Here is a 23,648-nt window from a genome sequence, read left to right on the forward strand (position 1 = left end):
CATCACCGTGTATGACAAGGGTGTTTTGATCTATGGTACGGAACCCGCAGCCCTATCCACAAACGCGATAGCCGCCAGCAGCAAAGATATTGCATTGATGCCACCTGCTGTTGATATCAACAAGCCCCTTTCCGATAGATTGATCATTTATCCTAATCCATTGGTCGATACCCGTTTCTCGGTCAAGCTAACCAGTGATCTGGTCAATCAATCCATAACCGTAAGGATAAGGGATGCTTACGGAAAGATCATGCAGACCAATACTTTTAAAGCTGATGGGGATGCATTACTCGTACCCTTGTCTGGAACCTATCCTCCTGGTGTGTATTTCGTTCAACTTAACAACTTATCCTCCCTTAGGATCATGGTGAACCAGTAAACCTAACCTGATTTTACCGGAAGACCATTTGTTCAATAAATAAATGATCTTCCGGTATATAATCAGATTCCATCTAAACCAGATGAAATTGACCTTTGAGTTAAGGTATATAAGGCTTATTTAAAATTAGTTTATCGCCCGACAGATCTACTTCAAACAAATGAGGCACCCTGATATAACGGCCGTTAATGTTTTTATGACTATGTACCGCCATTAACTGCTTACCACCCAACGTGGTAAACAACATTCCATGACCGTAATCAGGCGGTGTAATGGGATTTTTCTCTTGAACCCATGGCCCATTCAATGTACCACTTTGCGAATATGCAACCCCTTGGGTATACACATTGTAAACCCAACTGGTCCATATCATCCCTAATCGCCCGGTTGCTGTCTTAAATAAATACGGCCCATCAGTTACCTTATTGGGGCGATCATCGCCTTTCTCATCTTTCTCACGGCTCCACGGAGAATCACTGGCACGGAACAATACCTTTCCCTGGCCAATTGTACCAGTTAAATCGGGTTTGAGTTCAATCATTTCAATTGTCCCATTCCAATTCTGCAACCATTCGTAGCAGTATATCATATAAGGCTTTCCATTCTTATCTATCCAGAACGTAGCATCCAGTGTGGGCTTATTGGCAGGCAAATAGGTAGAATCTTTCATAGGTAAATACGGCCCATCAGGCGTATCACTTACAAGCACGTGGCAGGCGCGGCGTTCTATCACATTCCCTTTATATGTATCTATATTAACCGCCTTATTGGTAAAGGTGGCAAAGTAATAATATTTGCCTTTAAAGGGATGGATCTCGGCGGCCCATATCATCGGCTTAGGCCCCATCCACGAGTTGGGGTCTGTTTTGGCAACTTCATACGGTCCATCCCAAAATTTCAAGTCTTTACTTTTCCATAATAGGCCGCCCGTCCCTGTCATATAATACATATTCGTATTCTGATCTGCCAGTATGAAAGGATCGCTTAAAAGAATAGAGTCTAAAGGAACATGGTTCCTGATTTTCCTTGTCTTGATTTGTTGGGCACTTACCACTGCCGAAAGCAACATAGAACCCAATAAAACAACCCAAATCTTTTTCATATAATGAATTTTAAAAATAACCTGCGAAATACTATTTAAATGTATCTATTGCTAAACTCATCGGCAAGCGCTTAATTAATAAAAGGGGAAGCACCTTTTATTAATTAAACCTTATAAGGTTGCGCTCTTTTCAACAATTACATTCCTTGCGCGCATATAGGTGGTGCCGGTTGGCCCGGGCGAACCTGATGAACCTTCCATCTGGTAATCGATGATGATGTTCATAGTTTTGCCTACAAAGTTGGCCCCAGTTTGGGTACTCCTCAAAACACCGTCAATCCAGTATTCAATTGATACATCTGTAGCAGTGGTTTTGGTCATGTAAACAGAATAAGTATGCCAGCTTCCCGGACTGCTAATTGTTGTTCCAACGCTGCTCCATCCACCACTTGCATTCTTATAAGTGTTTGTCCAGCAGGTAGTGCTGCCTTTATACTCCAGAAAATCACTCTCTGGCGGCCATGAACTGGCTCCGGTAGCCCAAAACGCCGGCCAGGTACCTGTTTGCGATTCGCACTGAAACTCCCCTTTAAAATGCCATTTTGGCCATGAGGCATCTACAACCGGTATCACCTTCGCGTATACAGTACCCGAATAATAGTGTATGGGCAAAAATGGGGTTACTGTGCTATTGCCTACGCTTCCGCTTGGAGCACTGGTTAGCGTAAGTACACCTCCCGAAACAGATATGTTTGCGGCACGCATTCGCGCCGAACCATTGTGATCTGCCCCCCAGGGATAAAGGTTATTCCAATACGTGCTGAATGAACTGAACGATGTGATCGGAATTACATTTACCCAGGATACCGCAAATGAGGCTGAGGCATTGACAGAAGATGGCAGAGCAGCAACGGCTTCTGTGCTTTGGGTTGCTGCTTCTTTTTTGCAGGCAGATAACCCAACAAAAAATAATAAAATAATAACCGGAATTAATTTAATTTTTTTCATAACTAATAGATTTTTTGGTAGTTAATTGATCTTTGCTTCCCCTAATATTATAATTGATAAGCAAATGAAGTATAAAAATACTTGTGCAATAAGGGGCAAATCACGATTTTGTAGGGGGGGTATTAGCAAGCTCACTTACTTAAATGTCAGGTTTTTTAAGCGGACGGATGATTAATGTCCATCCCGACAAAAAACTCCAATTTTTACGTTACCGATCTTGCTAAATAACTGTAAATAAACACAAAACCCCTGTAACTCAAATATTGGTTACAGGGGTTCGGTCATGTATTAATTCAAATACGACTAAAGTATCAAAGTCTTGGTATTCCGGCTGGAAATGGTTTCAGGCACAATTTCAATCTTATCCGGACGATTGCCATATTGGTCATAAATAACGATGGTATTTTCGCCCTCTTTCAACCAACACTCTGGAATATATAAACTTTTAACCGGAACCCGCTCCGGATAGCCACCAATATTATGCCCGTTTACAAATACAAACCCATGGCTCAAACCATCAAAGGTAACCCGCCACATTGGGTGGCTTTGTTTCGGATGGCTGATAATGAACGAATTTTTAAAAAAGTAAGGCCTGTCAAATTGATCAGCTGAAGACAGGGCTTTCCAGTTATCGGTACCAACTATATTTCCCGGCCCTCCTTTCATACGCCAATTGGTTAAAAATTGGTCATCTTTAAAGATAATTTCTACCGGTTTATTTATAGCGCCAAATACCCCCCGGTTATTTTGCCCTCCCTTGTTTTCGGCAAACACTGTGATCACTACCCGCTGTGCACCGTCTGAAAGAACGGTTAATGGCTTATTTTTTTTCTCTTGTTTCGCAACCTGTTTGCCGTTTATAAATACTATGGCATTCTCAGCTATTCCTTTAAAATTAAATTGTAGCGGAACGCGTCCTTCAATAACAGGAACTTCAGTTTGAAACCAGGCATAACCACGCTTCAAAGTATTGGTATTGGCCCTGCCACCCGCTTGGTAAGGCGTTGCATTATCAAAAGAAGGAATAGTAAGTGCGTCACCCTCCTTATAGTTATCGGCAGCAACGGTTTTCCAGGTAGTTACGTATGGCACCGCTCCCCGTCGGAGGATCACATCACCGGCTATACCCTTTACATCCGTATTCTGCAGGTTACCAATAAAATTGTATAATTTATCCCGGCCATCATGTGCCGCATACACGGTTAGCAAATGATCTCCGGAAGTAACTTCAAACTGCAGGTTATCCAGCATGCCATCTGCCACACGCTTATCATCTATAAACACAATAAACCTGCCCCCGCCTTTACTTATACTTAATTTGTAAGTACCGGCAGTTTTTACGCTGATGTGTGTACGATACCAGGCATTTGAGCTTATATCATCATCCGCACCCATTTCAAGGGGGTTTTCACTTTGTTTCCAGCTACTGTCATCAAATTTATCAGCCGTGCCGGGAGACGCATTTTTAGCAAGCCATACTGCCGAAAATTTACCTTTAGAAATCCCAGCGTTAGTCACTTCTTTAGCTGCGGGTGTCATTCTGCTAAAGGTTTCGCCATAAAGCCAGGTTGGATAACTGTTTTGTTGTTCCCAAAAATGTTCGGTTGTTAGTTCGGTTTGCCCTTTAGCAAGCGGTTTTAATTCCGAAACATATTCCGGGCCGGTTACCACATAGTTTTTGCTTTTTGCATCAATAAACCAGGTGCGGTCGGCTAAAGTACTGTTTAAGGCTAATATCCTGATCAGTTGACCACCCGATCTAAAGCTATACACCAATGGCTGAACAGCGTCAAACCTGGTGTGGATGGTTAGTTGGTTACCTTTAATGCTGATTGGTTTGGAGCCTTCCGCCAATACAGGCTTGATCTTCGATGTCAGCTGCAAATCACCTGACGACCCCACGGGCCCATACATCACTAATGTGGTTGTTTTACCTTGTTCACATACCCCTAAAATACGGCTCAAGCCCCAATTTAGGGTAATATTGCCTGTCAGTTTATAGTTGTGCACTACCGGGAAGATCTCGCCCGGTGCTAAATTTAATTGAGTTGGAGGTAACCCTTCCGGAGAGAGGGACAGCGCGGCGTTACCGGCCGAAGCGTGATCAAAGAAAAGGATATCTCCGTTATCACTATGCCTCGTGGTTAATACAACACCGGTATCTTTTAACATGCTTTGATAGGCATCACTATGGGTACTGTTTTCCAATACGCTTTCAAAACTTCTGGCAAACAAGGCATTCCGTTTAAATTGATAATATATTGGTCTAAGGTCGCCGGTTTGCCCTACCGCTGCACCATAATCATAGGATGCCGCATCCTCATGACTGAAGCTATAATCAAAATTAGTGCCGCCATGAGCCATATAATAATTGTAACCGTTGCCGCCGTGCGCTATGATCTTCCAGGTACGGCGCCCGTAGGTGTCAGCATCTTTCTGGGTAGAGCCATAAAGGTTGTACCATACACTCCAAAACTCGGTTGTAAACCAAGGGTTTGGCCGGTTCGGATCATCAAGCGTAGGTTTTTTTCCAGCCGGATCACTTCCATGATTCAAACCGCTGAAAAAATAGGGCACTTCCAAACCAGAAGCCAGCGCCTTTTGTTGTAAATGTTTAAAGTAATCGTTAGGGATAAATGTGCCCCAGCTGGCAGGGTGTTCGTTTTCCAACTGAACCAATATAACCGAACCGCCCTTATTGATCTGGTTATTGTTAACTATGGGCAATAGCTTATCAAAAAAACGATCCATGTATTTTTCAAACTCCGCATTAGGCGATCGTACCGTAATATTGTCTTTAAATCGCAGCCAAATAGGGTAACCACCGCTATCCCACTCGCCGCAATAATACGGGCCCACGCGAACAATGGCATACATCCCCAACTGTTTAACCGTTTTCAGGAAGGTATCCAGATCCTGGTCGCCACTAAACTTGAAGTGGCCTTCATTTGGCTCATGAAAGTTCCAGAAAGTATAGATCTCGATGCAATTAAAGCCACCTCTTTTTAATCGAAGCAAGCGGTCATACCATAATTGGTGAGGGATACGCGCGTATTCCATTCCGGCAGAAACAATGAAGGTCCGTTTCCCATTAATGAGAAACCCTTTAGCGTCAAAATCCATAAACTTTTTAGCCGCAGGTGATGCCGGGAATATGTAGTCATTAATCTGGGCGCGGAGCGATTGGCTAATGGCAATGCAAGCCACGATCAGGATAACTCGTCTGATCAGTTTAACAGTCATAATTTTCTTTTTAGTTTAGTTAATATTTGGAGCTTTCTTGTTTCTGATATACCCTTACATAGTCAATTTCATACTTACGCGGGAACTCAGTGCCTGCTGGATCGCCACCATTATCTCCGCCCAATGCCAAATTGAGCAAAATATATTCAGGCTGCTTAAAAGGGTTATAGCCGCTTCCATCCCGGTTAACAAGTTTGCTTAATTCCACCTGGTTAAGTAGTTGGTCATCCACATACAAACTGATCATCTTTTCATCCCAATCCATGCGCCAGATGTGAAATTTTTTAACCCAGCTTTTACCCAGACTATCCACCTTTTGGGTATTGCTGTACCATATGGCTTTATTAGGCGCGTTGCCGCCGCAAGCAATATTGGCCAATAGTTTGCCCCGGTAATATTCCATAATGTCTATCTCGCCGTTAAACGGCCAGGGGTGGCTCACACCCAAGGTCCAAAATGCCGGCCATAAACCCGGTGCTACATCTATACGGGCGCGCATTACAAAACGGCCATATTGCCAGGCGTGCTGTCCGCGTGTATTCAGGCTCGAAGAGGTGTAATCTATAAATTCACGATTCGTTTTCCAGTTGGAACTCCGCGGAACATAATTCGGATTAGGCAAATGTTCCTTCCTTGCCTCAATTACCAACATCCCTTTATGGCAAACTGCATTTTGAGGCTGATACCATTGCAACTCATGGTTACGTGTAAATCCCTTTTCAAATTCCCAGTTCGTACTATCCGGTTTACCTTCCTTATTAAATTCATCCGCCCATACCAAGCGATATTGGCCAAGCGTATCGGCTTGAACGCGCTGCGCCAAAGTAACAGCCGGTGAGCATAGAGCGATGAAAATGAAGGTTGACAGTATCTTTTGCATATCGCTGTAAGGTTTTGATAAATGGTTTACAAAGTTTGATGAAGTTGAGTGATGGTTTGAATGGTTTCCATTCAAATATAATTGTACATTCTAATCATGTATGCAAACTCTCTAAATAAAAGGGACTGTGTTTTTACGACAGCCCCCTTTTATTTGATATGATAAGGATGGATCTAAATAATTTCTGATTCCAATAAGCTTAATTGCATCACCCACGGTGACAACATGTTAATTAACCTTATCCTCATCGGCTACAGCATCCGCATAGTTATCCCATTCCGGAATACTGGCATCATAACCGGTATAACCAAAATTTTGGAAAAGTTTCCCTCTGTTGTTAGCCACAATAGCATAATTTGGAATTGGCCAATACATATTATATTTATTCATGGTGTATTTTAGTACAACTCCGGTACCTAAATTAATATTACCCTTATTGTATGGCGTGTAATGAGCAATACGTTGATACCAATAACTTCCTCCGCTATTATCAGTTCCGTTCTGTTTATCGTAGGTAGCCAGGGTATATGTATTTCCCCATTCATCAGGCTTGCCGCTTTTGGCCAGGCAGTACGATATCCTTTTGAGTTCCACATTACGCCATTCTTCCAAATATAGTTCACGGGCGCGTTCATTTACAATATCACCAATATTTACCGATGTATATAACTGTGCGCAATTCGCTCTTTTCCGCACCTCGTTCACATCACTGGTGGCATCTTTCCCCTGGTATAACTTAGCCTCTGCCCGTAGTAAATAAGTTTCAGCCAGGCGGTATAAGTACCAGTTCGCATTTCCGCCTTTGGTAGCACCTGCAAAAGTAACCCCTCCAAGACCAGCTTCATCAACAACATCTAACATATAAATTTTGTAAAGCGGAAAATCAAACCAATCCCGAATCGTGTCTTTAACGAGAATCGCGTTAGTGGTAGGATGATATTTCACAATATTTTGTCCTTTATAGGTAGATGTAGGGTCATTATATCTAAAATCGGTCATATTAACCCAGTTACCAACCGTGGAATTGTGTCGCAAATCTTGTTTGTCTTCTATTCCATTAACGTTCCAAAGCGGATGTTGTGCGAAATAGGTTGAGCTTGTAGTTGCGATACCACGGCCCATTGCACGAACCCAATCATATACAGGGTTATAGTTAGCATTATTCCGTGCGTAGTTGTTAAGGGCTTTTTTACCATCGGGGCCAATGATGTTACCATCGTTCCAAAACGGGCCAAAAACACGCATGGCCTTAAAGTTAGTAAATCCTTCAATTCCATAGTTGGGCAGGCCCATCAAAACTTCAGTGTTACTTGCGATCAACTTATTCTCCGGGCGATGTAGATCCCAGATCACGTTACGGGTGATAGGCCATGTCTTTGCTTCACCTCCGGGATTGAAAGTACCAAAACTGTTCTTCATCAATGCAAATCCAGATGAATTGATCAGGATATCAGCCTGTGCCTCAGCTTCGGCATAACGTCCTGTACACAAGTAAATTTTGATCAGTAACTGACGGCATGCCGCTTTGTTCACCTGGCCAACCAGTAAAGAATTTTTTTGGTCGGGAACCCACTGGATTGCAAATTCCATATCCTTGGTTAGCATATCTAAAATTGCCGCTTTTTTGGTAGACCGATAGTTTTGCTTAGGAACTTGCAATATTTTGGTAACGAGAGGAACATCGCCAAATTGCCACATTAATGCCATGTACCGGAACGCACGATGGAAATAAGCACGGCCTTTATAGGCGTTCTTGGTAGCCGCATCTAAGGCGGTTATACCATCGATATAACTGGTAACGGTATTGGCATATTTGATCCCATTATAGTTTTCGTTCCAAAAATATCCAAGCCATGATCCATCCCCCTCGGTACCAAAGGGGCCACTTGGCGTTAATTTTGCGTTTATATCATCAAACAATCCACCTCCGGCATCAGTTTTTCCATAAACCGACATATCTGAGAAATAATACTCCGTACTCATGGGTACGTTATTATCATTTCCGCTATAACCATTATAGAAAAAGCCCAGATTCCGGTCCGCCGTGGCTAACGCAGCCTTTATCCCGGCTTCCGTTGTAAATGTTACGGCCGGTTCGTAGAATGATAAAGGATCCGGTTCAAGAAACGATTTTTTACACGCTGATAAGATGACAGTACCAGCCAAAACTAAAATCCCCTTTGATATTAAGCTCTTGTAATTATACTTCATAATTACAGAGTTATTCTTATTGTAATTTTTCATGTTCTGATAATTTAGAAAGTAACGTTTAAGCCAAATGTATAGGTCCGTGTTGCCAGGCCCCCTGTTTCAGGATCGGCATATTCCCAACCGCTATTATAAACGGCTGCATTTTTCACGGCACCATACAATTTCACTTTTGCAAGGTTGATTTTAGATGTTAGTGATAGCGGTAAAGTGTAACCTACAGAAATATTGTCTAAACGAATAAATGAGCGGTTATAAAGTTTTTGTGCCCCAGTAGCACCAGCGGGGCCAACAGCCGCTAAACGGCCATAGTCATTCGTCGGGTTTTCGGGGGTCCAATATTTCTTGGCAAACGGATTGAATCCGTAGGTGATCAAAGATCCCGCGTTATCTCCGTTCAGATAGTAACCTGCCAGGCTTTTACCGCCCATGTACGAGTAAATACTAAAAGCAACGTCGAAGTTCTTATATAGTTTAAATTCGTTACGCAACGACCAATTGATAGGAGGTGTGCTTTGGCCCAAAAATTCCTTGTCTTTATCGTTATAAACCGGGGTGGTGGTTCCGTTCGCGTTCTTGATATCATCGGCCGTATAATTATTGGCAACTTTGGGATCTCCCGGACGCTGTCCATATCTTGCTGCTTCAACAACTTCATTTGCCTGCCAAATACCAGTTACCCTATAATCCCAAATTTCACTGATCGGTTGTCCGATAAACCAGCCCGCAGGTGTATAATCATCCTCTTTCTGACCAGTAACATTACCAGCAGCATCCACTATGTTTGAGTAAGTACCAAACAGGTGCACAATTTTATTGGCATTGTACGCAAATCCTAATGAAGTTCGCCATTCGAAATTCTTTTTCCGGATGTTTACCGTATTCACAGTGATCTCAACCCCTTTGTTATTTACTTCTCCCAAATTTGCGGCTATCGAAGAAAATCCGGTAAAACCTGGCAGTGGCTGGTTCATGATCATATCTGTGGTTTTGATATTGTAATATTCAATAGATCCATTGATACGATCATTAAAGAAACCAAAATCCAACGCCGCATTCAGCGCGATAGATTTTTCCCATCTTAAATTAGGATTCGCCAACCGTGATGCTGAAATTGATTTTACCAGTGCCGGGTTTCCAGAATTGTCGAGATAGGGCATTGTAGTGTTAGACGCCAGGTTAGCTAACGCGACATACGGATCATCCAAAGAGCGGTTACCGTTCTGACCATAAGAAAGGCGGAATTTACCGAGATTCATCGGTGTCCAATGAAAGAATTTTTCGTTGGTAAACGTCCAGCCAACAGCCACAGATGGGAATGTTGCATAAGCATTATTCGCGCCAAATGCTGAATAACCATCACGACGGATAGATGCTGTAATTAAGTAGCGCTCATCAAAAGCATAAAATAACCTGCCCAGCAAACCATTTGCGGTTTGGTGCGTATCTGTGCTTGAGAAGCTACTGGCAGTTTTGTCACCATTACTGGTATTATGGAATCCCAGCGCGTCCGATGGCAGAATATTACGCGCATTAATAAGATCGCCCCAATAGCGGCGCTCTTCAACTTCCTGTACTAAGGTCGCTGTGAAATGATGTTTCTTTGCAAAAGTTTTGTCCCAGTTAACCGTGTTATTAAAATTATAATCGTAACGTTTGCTCTGCTCCCGGTCTACACCAGCATTAGTTGGAGCGGTATCAGGTCTTTCGGCAGAGGTAAAATAACGGTTATAAAAGAACTGGAAACGAGGTGAAGCATTAAATGAGTAAGTAATACCCAATGGTAATTTCACCTTTGCATTGAATATCGTATTCAATACTGTATATCCTTTTTCCAGGTCCACATATTGCTTTTCAAAATCAAAGTTATAACCGCGTTTATCTGTATTACCCATCGGGTATTCGGCTAAACTGCCATCATCATTCAAATAACTGGCATACGGGCTGTTACGTACTTGGTTGGCATCGTAGTAATTGGTTCCTAACCCTACCTGTATCGTCCCGTCAGATCTGTTTTGAAAGTTAACGTTCGCTCCAATTGATAACCAATCAGTTATTTTACCATCTACTTTTAGGTTAGCACGCACAGTTGAGTAATCATCTCCTTTAACAGCGCCCATTGCGCCCAAATAGCCCATAGACATGTAGTAATTGATCTTATCACTGGCACCTGCCACACTTACGTTATAATCTCTATTATACCCGGTGCGGAAAGATTGATTAAACCAGTCAAATGTTTTTCCAGCCACATAGTTTTTTAGCACGGCATCGCTCAATCCCAAACGCCTTGCGTAAATACTCGCATCAGATTCGCCAGCGACGTTAGTGGAATATGCTCTCCACTGTTGTATGGTGATGCCATATTTGCCAATATTATTCGGGTTATCAAACTGGCCCGGTTTTGTAGCTGGATTTTGATAAGCTTCGTAAGCGCCGGTAGTTGCATTTACGCCGTAAGTTGGCGCTTTATACCAATCTTCCCGATACTGCATATATTCATCCGGGCTAAAAACGTTCATATACGCGCTTTTGCCGTTAATACCAACGCTGGTATTAAAATTTATCACCGGCTTACCGATCTTACCTTTTTTGGTGGAAATGATGATTACCCCACTGGCTGATTTGGCACCGTACACGGCTGCGGCTGAAGCATCTTTCAAGATATCGATTTGCTCGATATCATCAGGATTGATCTCAGAAAGCTCACCATAAAACTGCATACCATCAAGAATGATCAAAGGCTCATTGTGAGCACCTGCAGTATACAATGAACGTTGTCCCCGCAGTTCGAGGGAGCCACCACCTTTTGCCGAAACATCCATTCCTACCCTTAAACCTGGGGTTCCGCGTAGTATGTCCTGTACTGTTTTAGGGTTTTCATTAGCCAGCCTGTCCGGAGTTATCTGAACAACAGATCCTGTCAAATCTTTTTTCTTAACAGTGTTATATCCTACAACCACCACTTCATTCAGGCTGCTGCTGGACGGCTCCATTTTCACCGATATAACGGGAACAGCGGTCAGAGTGATCGTTTGAGCTTTATAACCCAGAAAACTTATTTCAATGGTTTTAGCACTTTCAGGGATTGATAGCTTAAATTTCCCATTAAAGTCAGTGCTCGCACCGAGCGAGGTACCGGATACCCGCACCGCGGCTCCTATAAGCGGGTCACCATTGCTGGCGTCGGTAATGGTACCAGTAATGTTTCGAGTCTGAGCTGAGGCTCCATACGGAAAAATAAAGATCAGCAGAAATAATAAGACCGCGCGGGACGACCGCCCTAATCTTTCATTCAAATTTTTCAAGTAATAATTTAGCATAATTATAAGGTTATTATTAATTAGTTAATTAGGTGTTCACTCCCAGGGACTGACCATAGACACCCGTTTAAAGCCAGTTAAGCCGAGCCTTGATTTTGTTCCGATAAAATAAATTCCGTTTTTCTTCGTTTCATGGAAAAACGCATTTCCCGGCGAATTACAGAGTAATAAGATTTTTAATTCTGTGTTGAGTAGTAGTCTCATCATATCTTAATTTGTTAAATTGGTTTATAGCCGCCAACGCGATTTGTTCACTTGAGTCACTGTACAAATTTTTGCGGTCTACTTTTGGTTTAACGAAAGTAGACCGCAAAAAACAAATCCTTAGGGGTTAAATCTTCCAACTTAGGGGGATGAATCATTACTTTAAGTGAGGAAATAATAATGTTGGTTTCGTAATTAAAAAATAACGCCAAATACAAGTGTTATTCTCCTAAGGATGGATCCTTGACTTGGATCTTAGTAAAATAATCGTCACGATATTTAAGATAATGCTGATTGAACATGCCACCGAACATCTGGGGCAAAAACAAATCAATAAGATACTTTTTTACCCATTAAAATTCATATCTTTTTATCTAAAAGGTGGCGAATATTTATCATAGAAGTGCGCCTGTGATAAGAAAAGACTCAAATGGAATAATTCTGAATTTTATGTGTTAAAATAGTAGTTTTGATTGCCAATTCATTGTTACTTAATTACCAACATTGATCAGATCAATTCAAAGCTTTTTAAAGCTATATTTATTTTTAAGCCTGTTTACTTGTACTGCCGAAGCCAGGGTTGCACAAATGCCGTTGAAATATTTTGGGATAGATGAAGGTTTATCCAATAATTCGGTAACAACTATTTTTAAGGATAAATACGGGTTTGTTTGGGTGGGCACATACGATGGTCTTAATCGTTACGATGGAAGCACCGTTGGCATATTTAGAAACGTATGGGGCGATCATTCATCGCTGAACGATAATCATATCAACAAATTATCGGGCTGGGACAATAAAATATTCATCGGTGCACAAACCGGGCTAACATATTACAATTATAAAGATTCAAAATTTTACCCGGTTACATACCTAAAGTCAGGCAGTTCACATCCAACTAAGATCTCTAATAATGTAACCGCCCTGGCAACTGATCATTCGGGAACCGTTTTCATTGGGACAGACTACGCCGGCTTATATGTTTATAACCAGGCCGCTAAAAATGCAAGCTTAATTCCTTTTCGCAATTCACATAACAGCTACAGCGTTCAGGCAATTTTTATTGATCGCGACGATCAGGTATGGCTGTTTATTAGAGATGTTGGATTATGCATTTACACAAAAAATGATCATAAAATTCAAGTCGTAAATAATAAGCTAAAATCCGCAAGCTGTATCACTACAGACAAGTATAACCGTATATGGATCGGAACCGATGGTGGTTTGTATTCTCTGGATCTCAAAACCGGCTCTTTAAACCGTTACTATAATAATGGCGTTTTACTAACCAATGAAAATATAACCGATATTAAGTTTTCAGCATCAGGAGAGATGTGGATCGCGACCGATGGAGGCGGGGTGAATATTATAGATACCACCCACCGGAAAACAACGTATCTCATCAGCGGCCACAAACGAGGTTCCGGACTTTTAAGTGACGCCATCAGCATGATCTTTCAGGATAACGAAGCCAGAACCTGGATAGCCACCTTACGGGGCGGGGTTAATATCATTGATAAACAAAGAGATCAGTTTAAAACCATTTCAAACGACCCATTTAATCCCAACAGTTTGATCAATAATTTTATCATCTCTTTTTGCGAGGATGAGAATCACAACTTATGGATAGGCACAGACGGTGGCGGTTTGAGCTACTGGGACCGGCAACATAACCGGTTTACCAATTATCTTCATAACCCAAAAAACGAAGAAAGCCTGGGCAGTAATTTTGTGGTGAGCATCATCAAAGATCAGGAAAACCAGATCTGGCTTGGATTATTTAATGGAGGTATTAACCGTTTTGATAAACGCACCCAAAAATTCATCCATTACTCGTGCTTTAACCCCTTTACCAATACTGAGGATAAAAATTTGTGGAAGCTTTATATTGACAGCCGCCACCAGATCTGGGCAGGTACCACCAGGGGCGGCGCGCTATACTGGTATAATCGGCCTAAAGATAAATTCGAGGTTTTTGACGAGAGGCTTACCAACATTCATGCGCTTTATGAAGATCAAAAAGGTAATATATGGGCAGGTGATTATTCCAGGTTAATTAAAATTGACGCTGTTCACCGCCACCATCAGTACATTGTGGTTAACAATCCCGTTCGGTCGATTAACGGTACCGGCAATCTGATCTGGATAGGAACAGAAGGCGGCGGCCTGTTAAAATACAATACAGATAACGGGGCGATAGTACGTTATACCCAAAAAGACGCTTTACCAAGCAATTCTTTGCTCAATATTTTGATAGATGCCAAAGGGAATTTGTGGGGAAGTACATACAATGGCCTCACAGAGTATTTGGCAGGTACCGGAAATTTTAGAAACTTCTACGTTTTTGATGGCTTACAGAGCAACCAGTTTAATTTTAACGCTGCTGCTAGATTGCAATCAGGAGAATTGGCATTCGGTGGGATCAATGGTTTTAATGTTTTTCATCCGGATAGCATTAGTCAGCCCGTTGATCTACCTCAATTGAAAGTTACCGGTTTACAGATCAACAACCACATTGTAGAAGGGAACAGCAAATATTCTCCGCAGCAAGGAATTGTTGATCTTAAGGAGATCACCGTTCCATACAATGACGCAACAATCGCGTTGAATTACACGGCCCTTGAATATTCATTTCCTGATAAGATCAACTATGCATACTTTCTGGAAGGCTGGGACCATGGATGGAATGATGTTGGGAAACTCAAAACAGCCTATTATACCCGGCTCAACGAAGGTACATACCTATTGAAAATAAAAGCCACCAATACGGCCGGAACTTGGGATAGCCATGAGTTACATATCAGGATAATTGTATTACCCCCGTGGTACCGTACCTGGTGGGCTTATCTAATTTATTTTGCGGCGCTGAATACCCTAGTTTACGGGTTCTGGGTTTACAGGATCAGGCAAACCCGCTTTAAATATGAAATAGAGATCGCTAATTTGAAGGTAGAACGTGAAAAAGAATTAAATGAAAAGAAGCTGTCGTTTTTCACTAACGTGTCTCATGAATTTCGTACGCCACTTACCTTGATCATCAATCCCGTTAAGGATTTGCTGAACCAGTATAAAAATAATGAGGAATTAAATATCGTATACCGTAATGCCAGAAGATTGCTGGGTCTGGTTGACCATCTGCTGCTTTTCCGCAAAACAGAAAGTGAAAATCCGCAACTCAAAGTCGGCCTCATCAACTTTCCGGTATTGTGTAAAGAAGTTTATAACTGCTTTACACATCAGGCAAAGATCAAACATATCATTTACGAGTTCGAATGCGATCAAAACACGGTTGAAGTTTATCTGGATAAAGAAAAAATAGAAATTGCACTCTTTAATCTGATATCGAATGCGTTTAAATTCACTCCTGATGGAGGTAATATCCACATTTCGGTAAAAGAGGATGAATTATCAGTGTCTTTTGAGATCGCGGATAATGGTATCGGTATCACTGCCGATGCCGGAGAAAAGCTCTTTGATAAATTTTACCAGGTTAAGGACCCAAACTCGTTAAAAACCGGATTTGGAATTGGACTATACTTGGTGAAAACCTTTATAGAAAGCCACCACGGTACCATTAATTACAAGAACACTGCCGGTGGCGGAGCAACGTTTACACTATGTTTACCGAAAGGGAAAGAGCATTTCGGTATAGATGAAATCAGCCTGCCGCTTAATCAGGAGCCGCTTCCCTCTGATTTTCTGATGGAGCATGATAACATCGAAATGATGAATAAGGAACCGGATAATTCAGACCTTGAATTGCTGATATCTGATCACCAATCCATTCTGATCATTGATGATAACCCCGAGATCAGGAATTATATCAAAAGGATATTTTCACACGACTACTCCGTTCTGGAAGCTGGTGATGGTGAGGTAGGTTTAGAAATGATAAAAAAGCATCTACCCGATATTATCATCAGTGATATTGTGATGCCAAAACTGAACGGACTGGATCTTTGCAAGATAGTTAAAGAAGATACTTTGTTAAGCCATATCCCCATCATCCTTTTAACCGGTGAATCGGGCCACGATATCCGGTTGAAAGGGATTGAAGAAGGGGCGGTCGATTTTTTAAGCAAACCTTTCGATAAGGATTTGTTGGTAGCGCGTGTGAGGGGGATTATTAAAAACAAATCAGAACTTCAAAACTACTTTTATAGCGAGATCACCTTAAAAGGCAAGAGCCGTAACGTATCAGAAGAGCATAAGGATTTCTTATATAAATGCATTGAGGTGATCGAGGCTTCGTTAATGGATCCGGAACTTGAGGTTAATTTAATAGCAGACAAGATGGGTATGAGCTATTCTAATCTTTATAAAAAGGTAAAAGCCATCACGGGCCAAACCATTAACGGATTTATAAGGTATGTGCGCCTGCGCAAGTCGGCAGAGTTAATGATCAATACCAATTGTAATGTAAACGAAGCCGCGTTCAAAGTGGGTTTCAACGACGTAAAATATTTCCGTGAGCACTTTCACAAGCAATTCGGCATGAACCCCTCAGAGTTTATTAAACGTCATCGCGTAGCCTTTCAAAAATCTTATCGTTTGGGCAAATCCGTTCAGTAAAGCGGGTTTTCTGCCCTTTTTAAAAAATATCCCCTGTTATTGGTGATTTTACCCCCTCTCCGGATGCTACAAAAAGCAGTAATTAGCCGTATCAATTATGAACGGATCAGATTGGGTAACTAACATTGCCCAACTGTATTAACAATTTTGTAGTGTTTAAATTCTTTTACTCCTGTTTTGTATTTACGGTTGTTACCGTACCACTGCCAAACACCCGCGTTTTTGGGCAGAGCAAAAGCATATCCACTATAGCCGGTGATAGATGGGCCAATAATAGTGTCAATACAGCTATCTTTAAAAAGAATCCCCTAATAACAGGTGAACAGGTGCGAGTTATTGACTGGAAGCCAAAGATCAAATAAGTATTACAAAATGTTAAAAAAAATTATAGCCATCGGATTAACAGCCATTTTATCGGGCCATATTTCTTTCGCCCAGCAAAGTGGTTTTAAAGTCAATAAAAAGGTTCTTTCTTTGGTGAGATCAGACTTAAAACGTGCTGCGGATCAATACAAGATCTTAATGAAACAGCTACCGCCGGATAAGTTTCCAAAATCTTATAACGCTAAAACCGGCAAGTTTGAAACCAGCGGATCGGGCTGGTGGTGCAGCGGCTTTTATCCGGGAACCCTGATCTATTTATATGAGAATAACAAAGACCAGGTTTTGCTTTCGGAAGCCAACCGCATGCTGGCCTTATTAGCTAAGGAACAATACAACAAAACCACACACGACCTCGGTTTTATGATGTATTGCAGCTTCGGTAATGCCGAGAAGGCAGAACCCAAACCAGAATATAAACAAATCTTGATCAACAGTGCCAAATCATTAAGCAGCCGCTTTGATCCTAAGGTGGGGTGTATTAAATCATGGGACAGCAAAAGGCCCGAATACCTGGTGATCATCGATAATATGATGAACCTCGAACTCCTTTTCTATGCTACCAAAGTAACAGGAGATTCAAGTTATTATAAGATCGCGGTAACGCACGCCAATACCACGATGAAAAACCATTTCCGGCCAGATTATAGTTCCTATCACGTAGTCAATTACAACCCGGGAACAGGTGCTGTACAGCAAAAGCGTACAGCACAGGGCTACAGTAACGAATCTGCCTGGGCGCGTGGCCAGGCATGGGGCCTGTACGGTTACACGGTAATGTACCGCGAAACAAAGGATAGAAAATATCTTGAACAAGCTAATCACATCGCGAAATTCATTCTAACCAACCCCAATTTACCTGCCGATAAGATCCCCTATTGGGATTATAATGCTCCCAATATACCAAACGCTTTGCGGGATGCCTCGGCAGCCGCTGTAATGGCCTCGGCATTGCTGGAATTATGCCGTTATGTGAGTCATCAAGAAGGGCATAATTACTTCAGTGCAGCCGAAACGATCATCCGGAATTTATCCGTGGCACCATATCTGGCGGCAAAGGGAACAAATGGAGGATTTATCCTGGAGCATAGCGTTGGTCACATTCCCGAAAATACAGAAGTGGATGTACCCCTTACCTATGCCGACTATTATTTTATAGAAGCCCTGAGCAGGTACAAAAATTTCAACACCAAGTAAAATGAACAGATCAAGAACGATAACCGCAGCTATTTTATTGATATTGATTTCGTCTGGAGCCATTGCGCAGGTTCACGATACTGTCCGGAAAATTTCATCCGCGACCGGGGTAATTATTGATACTGTACCGCCGCCACCCGCATTGCCAGGTCTGTTCGCTGATCCAAATATTGCTGTTTTTGGGAAGCGGTTTTACATTTACCCAACTACTGATGGAACAGAGGGCTGGCTATCTACTAATTTTACCTGCTGGTCATCCAGCAACCTGGTTGATTGGAAAAATGAAGGCGTGATACTGGATCTACCGCGCGACTTGGTATGGGCAAAACAAAGAGCCTGGGCACCCACCATCGCCTTTAAAAATAACAAATACTATTATTACTATTCGGCGAATGTAAATATTGGCGTTGCTGTTGCTGATAAACCAACCGGACCTTTTACCGACCCGATCAGTAAGCCACTTATAGCAAAAGGCACCAAGCGCGGGCAAATGATAGACCCTATGGCATTTGTAGATGATGACGGAGCGGCTTATTTATATTGGGGACAAGGCCAGTGTAATGTAGTTAAGTTAAACAACGATATGGTATCGTGCGACACATCAAAAATTCTCTCTTTTAAACCTCCGGGTTATAACGAAGGCCCGTTTGTAATCAAAAGGAAAGGTATTTACTACCTGATGTGGTCGGAGTATGACACCCGCGACCCGAGGTACTCCATTGCTTATGCAACCGCCACATCACCAATGGGGCCATTTAAAAAGGCGGAAAATGCCGTGGTATTAAAAGGCAGAGGCGCAGTAAAAGGTGCAGGGCATCATTCTGTAGTACAGGTACCCGGTAAAGATGAGTGGTATATTGCCTACCATCGTTTCAAAATTCCCGGAGGGGATGGCTATAACAGGGAAACCTGTATTTCAGCAATGCACTTCGATAAGGATGGCAACATTTTACCTGTCAATGTTTTGTTAAAAATTCATCCTGTAAAATTGAAATGAAGAGAATGAGATTCATAAAAACATTTCCGCTTTGCGCCATTCTAATCATTGTCGTAAGCAACGTTATCGCCCAAAAGCAACCAAAAACAGTAACCGGTTCTACCCGGAAACTATGGTTAAGTTATATGGACAAAGTTGCGCGCCCGGTTATTTTCAACCTCGCCGACGATAAGCTGAAAGAAAAAATGCCCATGCTGCTTTCCGATCATATTGATAATAAGGAAAGCCGCTCACAAATAGGCTACCTGGAAGCCTTTGGCCGCACCTTAAGCGGGATAGCACCTTGGTTGCAATTGGAAGGCGGAGAGGCAGAAGAAGTAAAACTGAGGAGTGAGTATCGCAAAAAAGCTTTGCAGGCAATTTCAAATGCCGTAAATCCACAAGCCAAAGATTACCTGAAATGGAAAGGGGGCCAGCCCTTAGTTGATGCGTCTTACGTAGCGTTTGCTATGATCCGAGCTCCCTGGCTTTGGCAGAACCTGGATAGCCTGTCTAAGCGCCGGCTGGTTTCCGTATTAATGGACACGCGGAGTACCGTCCCTGTTTACAGCAATTGGATATTGTTTAGCGGAATGATAGAGGCATTCTTTTGTAAATACGATCTGGGTTATGATCCGGTGAGGGTAGAGTTTGGAGTAAGAGAATTTACTGAGCACTGGTATGTTGGTGATGGTTTTTATTCGGACGGTATGAATTTTCATGATGATTATTATAACAGTATCGTCATCCACCCCAATCTGCAGGTTATTTTGAACGAGATCAATCTTAAAAAGAAAACGTACCTGAGGGAGCAGCAAAAGGAGCTGCTTATAGCGCAGCGTTATGCCGAGATCCTGGAGAGAACGATCAATGCCGATGGCAGCTATCCCGCCATAGGCCGGTCAATTGTTTACCGGGGCGGTGTATTCCATCATTTGGCAAACATCGCTTTTGAGCAGCAACTGCCTACAAAGCTGAAGCCCGCGCAGGTGAGATGCGCACTCACAGCGATGATAAAAAAAACACTTGGAGCGCCAAATACATTTACGCAGGATGGCTGGCTGAACATCGGTTTATACGGAAAACAGCCCAGCCTGGCAGATTTTTATATTACCACCGGCAGTCTTTACATCTGCACCAATGCCTTTGTTGTTCTTGGGTTACCGGAGTCGGCGCCATTTTGGTCTGATGTGGATGAACCCTGGACCTCTGTAAAAATTTGGAGCGGGCAAGATGTGGAAGCTGATCATGCCCTTGATTTAAAAGATAAAAAGTAACGATAGATGAAATACTTCAAATTTTTATTGCCGGCAACTTTATTACTAAATAGTCTGGCATTCGCGCAAAGCAAGGTCAAAAACTTTACGCCGGGTGCAATATGGCCTGATAACAAGGGTGTACATATCAATGCTCACGGTGGTGGGATATTATTTAAAAATGGCACCTATTATTGGTTTGGTGAACACAAGATAGCAGGAGGCGCCGGGAACAAGGCCATGATTGGTGTTCATTGCTATTCGTCTAAGGACCTATACAACTGGAAAGATCAGGGGATATCCTTGTCGGTATCAGAAGATCCTGAGAACGATATCGCCAAGGGCTGCATATTGGAGCGCCCAAAAGTGGTTTATAATGCCAAAACCAAAAAATACGTGATGTGGTTCCATTTGGAATTAAATGGTCAGAGTTATAAAGCCGCTCGTACCGGTGTAGCCATAAGCGATAAAGTAACAGGGCCATATGCTTTCATCAAAAGTTACCGTCCAAATGCAGGCTTTATGCCATTTTATCCGGAAGGTACACCCGAAAGTGATAAGGTGAACTGCGAACAGCCTAAAAACAAAAGTGAGGGTTTCTTTTGCCGCGACCTGCCTGGCGGACAAATGGCGCGTGATATGAACCTTTTTGTTGACGATGATGGAAAAGCATACCATATATTTTCGGCTGAGGAAAACTTCACTTTGGATGTGGCCGAATTAAATGCTGACTATACCGGGCATACCGGAAAATACTCAAGAGTATATGCCGGGCACCAAACAGAAGCACCCGCGTTATTCAAACACAATGGTATTTACTACATGATCGGATCTGGAACCACTGGTTGGGCACCTAACCCCGCCCGCTGGTTCACGGCAAAATCTATCTACGGGCCGTGGACTTATCATGGTAACCCTTGCATTGGCAAAGGCGCTGAAATTACATTTGGGGGGCAGAGTACCTATGTACTTCCTGTTTCCGGCAAAAAAGACGCTTTCATTTTCATTGCGGATAAATGGGCACCGAAAGATGCCATTGACGGAAGATATTTGTGGCTACCGATAACTTTTAAAGGAAACGACATCGAGATCAACTGGTTAGATAGCTGGGATCTGAAAATATTTAACTAGATGAAAAAGATAGGACTGTTATTTTGTTATTTAGGTTTCGCATTTTCTGCCATTGCGCAGGACAGCTTGATCACGAATATTAATGCCCGTAAATCAATGTCGTTAAACGGCTCGTGGCAATATATTGTTGATCCGTATGAGACCGGCTTTTATGATTACCGGTTTAAGGAACTCAAGGAAAGCAATGGCGATGCTTATTGGAACACGGATATCCAGATCAATAAGACAGAGAAGAAGGAGCATGGCTATATTAATAAATATACGTTACAGGTTCCGGGTGACTGGAACCATCAAAAGCCTGAATTTGTATATTATGAAGGCACCATTTGGTATAAAAAAAGTTTCGATTTTCATCCGGTTAACGGGCAAACAAGCTATTACCTTTATTTTGGAGCGGTTAATTACCGGGCCGATGTTTATCTGAATGGTAAAAAGCTGGGTATGCATATTGGTGGCTTTACCCCTTTTAACTTTGTGATACCAGCTTCCTTACTCAAAGAAAAAGGAAACTTCCTTGTTGTTAAAGTTGACAATAAGCGCTACGCCGACGAAGTGCCTACCCTAAATACCGATTGGTGGAACTATGGCGGCATTACACGTGATGTTAAACTGATTGAAGTACCAACCAGCTTTATTCAGGATTACATGATACAGCTAAAAAAAGCCGTACCCGGAAAAGCGCCATCAGCAAAAGCCGAGGTTGAAGGCTGGGTGAGGATACGTAATGCACAGGCGGGAACATTAATTAACATTACTATACCCGAGTTAAAATTCAAAAAGCAGATTGCAGCATCCGGAGAAATTACACCGGTTAGTTTCCCGTTAACGGGACTCAAACTATGGTCGCCGGAGCAGCCCAAATTATATACCGTGATCGTTTCCACCAATAACGATAAGGTAGAAGATCAAATAGGTTTCCGCACCATTGAGGCTTATGGCAAACAGGTATTACTGAACGGCAAACCAATTTTTATGCGCGGCATATGTGCCCACGGCGAAATTCCAGCCGAAGTAAGGCGGGCCTTTGGGCCGGATGATGCTAAAACATTACTATACCAGGCACGCGAATTAGGCTGCAATATGGTTAGGCTGGCCCATTACCCTCACGATGAAGCGATAACCCGGCTGGCCGATTCATTAGGTATATTGGTTTGGTCGGAAATACCGGTATACTGGACCATAAAATTCGGGAGCCCGGAGGTATTGAACAAAGCCAAAGCCCAGTTACAGGAAATGATAACACGCGATCATAACCGTGCCTCCATCATAATTTGGTCGGTAGGGAATGAAACGCCGATTAGCCAAACCCGTACAGATTTTATGCACAGCCTCATTACCCGGGCTAAAGAACTGGATCAAACCCGGATGGTTTCAGCTGCGCTTGAAGTTAATTATAGCGCCTTGAAAGACATGAACATAGTGGATGACCCGCTGGGACAATTTGTTGACCTGGTAGCGTTTAACGAGTATTTAGGCTGGTACGGCGGCTTACCCGACAAGTGCCGCACAACCAATTGGAGCACACCATACAACAAACCGCTTTTCATTAGTGAAACAGGTGCCGAAGGTAAAGGCGGTTTCCATGCCGATTCACTAACGCGCTTTAGCGAAGAGTTTCAGGAATGGTACTTTAAAGAGCAGGTGGCCATGTTAAAGCGTATGCCCGATAACTATGTTGGCATATCGCCCTGGGTGTTGAATGATTTCCGTTCGCCCAAGCGTAATAATCCTTTGTACCAGGAAGGCTGGAACCGCAAAGGTTTATACGACGATAAGGGCCATAAGAAAAAAGCCTTTTACGTTATGCAGGCTTACTACAATGAAATTAAAAATAGATTCTCAAAATAACCA

Annotated in this window: 13 protein-coding genes; 7 read left to right on the forward strand and 6 right to left on the reverse strand. The window is 42.5% G+C overall.

The annotated features are described in order from the left end of the window. On the forward strand, nt 1-379 hold a 379-nt coding region (locus ABIN91_RS02760; protein WP_348048205.1), incomplete at its 5' end, for a T9SS type A sorting domain-containing protein. A gap of 100 nt (nt 380-479) precedes the next feature. Here the strand turns inward: ABIN91_RS02760 and ABIN91_RS02765 are convergent. The 6 genes from ABIN91_RS02765 to ABIN91_RS02790 all read right to left on the reverse strand — a co-directional run bounded on the left by ABIN91_RS02765 (nt 480) and on the right by ABIN91_RS02790 (nt 12,080). After that, nucleotides 480-1,481, reverse strand: a complete 1,002-nt coding sequence (locus ABIN91_RS02765) for a glycoside hydrolase family 43 protein (RefSeq protein WP_348048207.1) — start codon at nt 1,479-1,481, stop codon at nt 480-482. A gap of 111 nt (nt 1,482-1,592) precedes the next feature. Then, nucleotides 1,593-2,429, reverse strand: coding sequence for a glycoside hydrolase (locus ABIN91_RS02770; RefSeq protein ID WP_348048209.1), 837 nt, complete (start codon nt 2,427-2,429; stop codon nt 1,593-1,595). A 303-nt stretch (nt 2,430-2,732) separates the two neighbouring features. After that, nucleotides 2,733-5,672 (reverse strand): beta-galactosidase, encoded by a 2,940-nt coding sequence (locus tag ABIN91_RS02775; RefSeq protein WP_348048211.1) that lies wholly within the window; start codon nt 5,670-5,672, stop codon nt 2,733-2,735. A gap of 19 nt (nt 5,673-5,691) precedes the next feature. Next, nucleotides 5,692-6,552: a glycoside hydrolase family 16 protein gene (locus ABIN91_RS02780; RefSeq protein ID WP_348048213.1), complete on the reverse strand. Its 861-nt coding sequence runs from the start codon at nt 6,550-6,552 to the stop codon at nt 5,692-5,694. A 228-nt stretch (nt 6,553-6,780) separates the two neighbouring features. Beyond that, nucleotides 6,781-8,796, reverse strand: a complete 2,016-nt coding sequence (locus tag ABIN91_RS02785) for a RagB/SusD family nutrient uptake outer membrane protein (protein WP_348048215.1) — start codon at nt 8,794-8,796, stop codon at nt 6,781-6,783. A gap of 11 nt (nt 8,797-8,807) precedes the next feature. Continuing rightward, nucleotides 8,808-12,080 carry a SusC/RagA family TonB-linked outer membrane protein gene (locus ABIN91_RS02790; protein ID WP_348048217.1) on the reverse strand — a complete coding sequence of 1,091 codons (3,273 nt, stop codon included), beginning with the start codon at nt 12,078-12,080 and terminating at the stop codon, nt 8,808-8,810. Nucleotides 12,081-12,788: 708 nt separating this feature from the next. Between ABIN91_RS02790 and ABIN91_RS02795 the strand changes: the two genes are divergently transcribed. The 6 genes from ABIN91_RS02795 to ABIN91_RS02820 all read left to right on the forward strand — a co-directional run bounded on the left by ABIN91_RS02795 (nt 12,789) and on the right by ABIN91_RS02820 (nt 23,645). Then, entirely contained in the window at nt 12,789-16,856 is a 4,068-nt protein-coding gene (locus tag ABIN91_RS02795; RefSeq protein WP_348048219.1) for a two-component regulator propeller domain-containing protein, read from the forward strand. Between the two features lie 372 nt (nt 16,857-17,228). Continuing rightward, nucleotides 17,229-18,434, forward strand: coding sequence for a glycoside hydrolase family 88 protein (locus tag ABIN91_RS02800; RefSeq protein WP_348048221.1), 1,206 nt, complete (start codon nt 17,229-17,231; stop codon nt 18,432-18,434). Between the two features lies 1 nt (nt 18,435). Further along, nucleotides 18,436-19,431, forward strand: coding sequence for a family 43 glycosylhydrolase (locus ABIN91_RS02805; protein WP_348048223.1), 996 nt, complete (start codon nt 18,436-18,438; stop codon nt 19,429-19,431). Between the two features lie 5 nt (nt 19,432-19,436). Next, nucleotides 19,437-20,687, forward strand: coding sequence for a DUF2264 domain-containing protein (locus ABIN91_RS02810; RefSeq protein WP_348048225.1), 1,251 nt, complete (start codon nt 19,437-19,439; stop codon nt 20,685-20,687). 6 nt (nt 20,688-20,693) lie between these two features. Then, the gene (locus tag ABIN91_RS02815; protein ID WP_348048227.1) at nt 20,694-21,797 is read left to right on the forward strand and encodes a glycoside hydrolase family 43 protein; all 1,104 of its coding nucleotides are present in this window, start codon (nt 20,694-20,696) and stop codon (nt 21,795-21,797) included. Continuing rightward, nucleotides 21,798-23,645, forward strand: coding sequence for a glycoside hydrolase family 2 TIM barrel-domain containing protein (locus ABIN91_RS02820; protein WP_348048229.1), 1,848 nt, complete (start codon nt 21,798-21,800; stop codon nt 23,643-23,645). It begins immediately after the preceding gene. Nucleotides 23,646-23,648 lie beyond the last annotated feature (3 nt).

This window comes from Mucilaginibacter sp., assembly GCF_039921305.1.
Lineage (GTDB): Bacteria > Bacteroidota > Bacteroidia > Sphingobacteriales > Sphingobacteriaceae > Mucilaginibacter.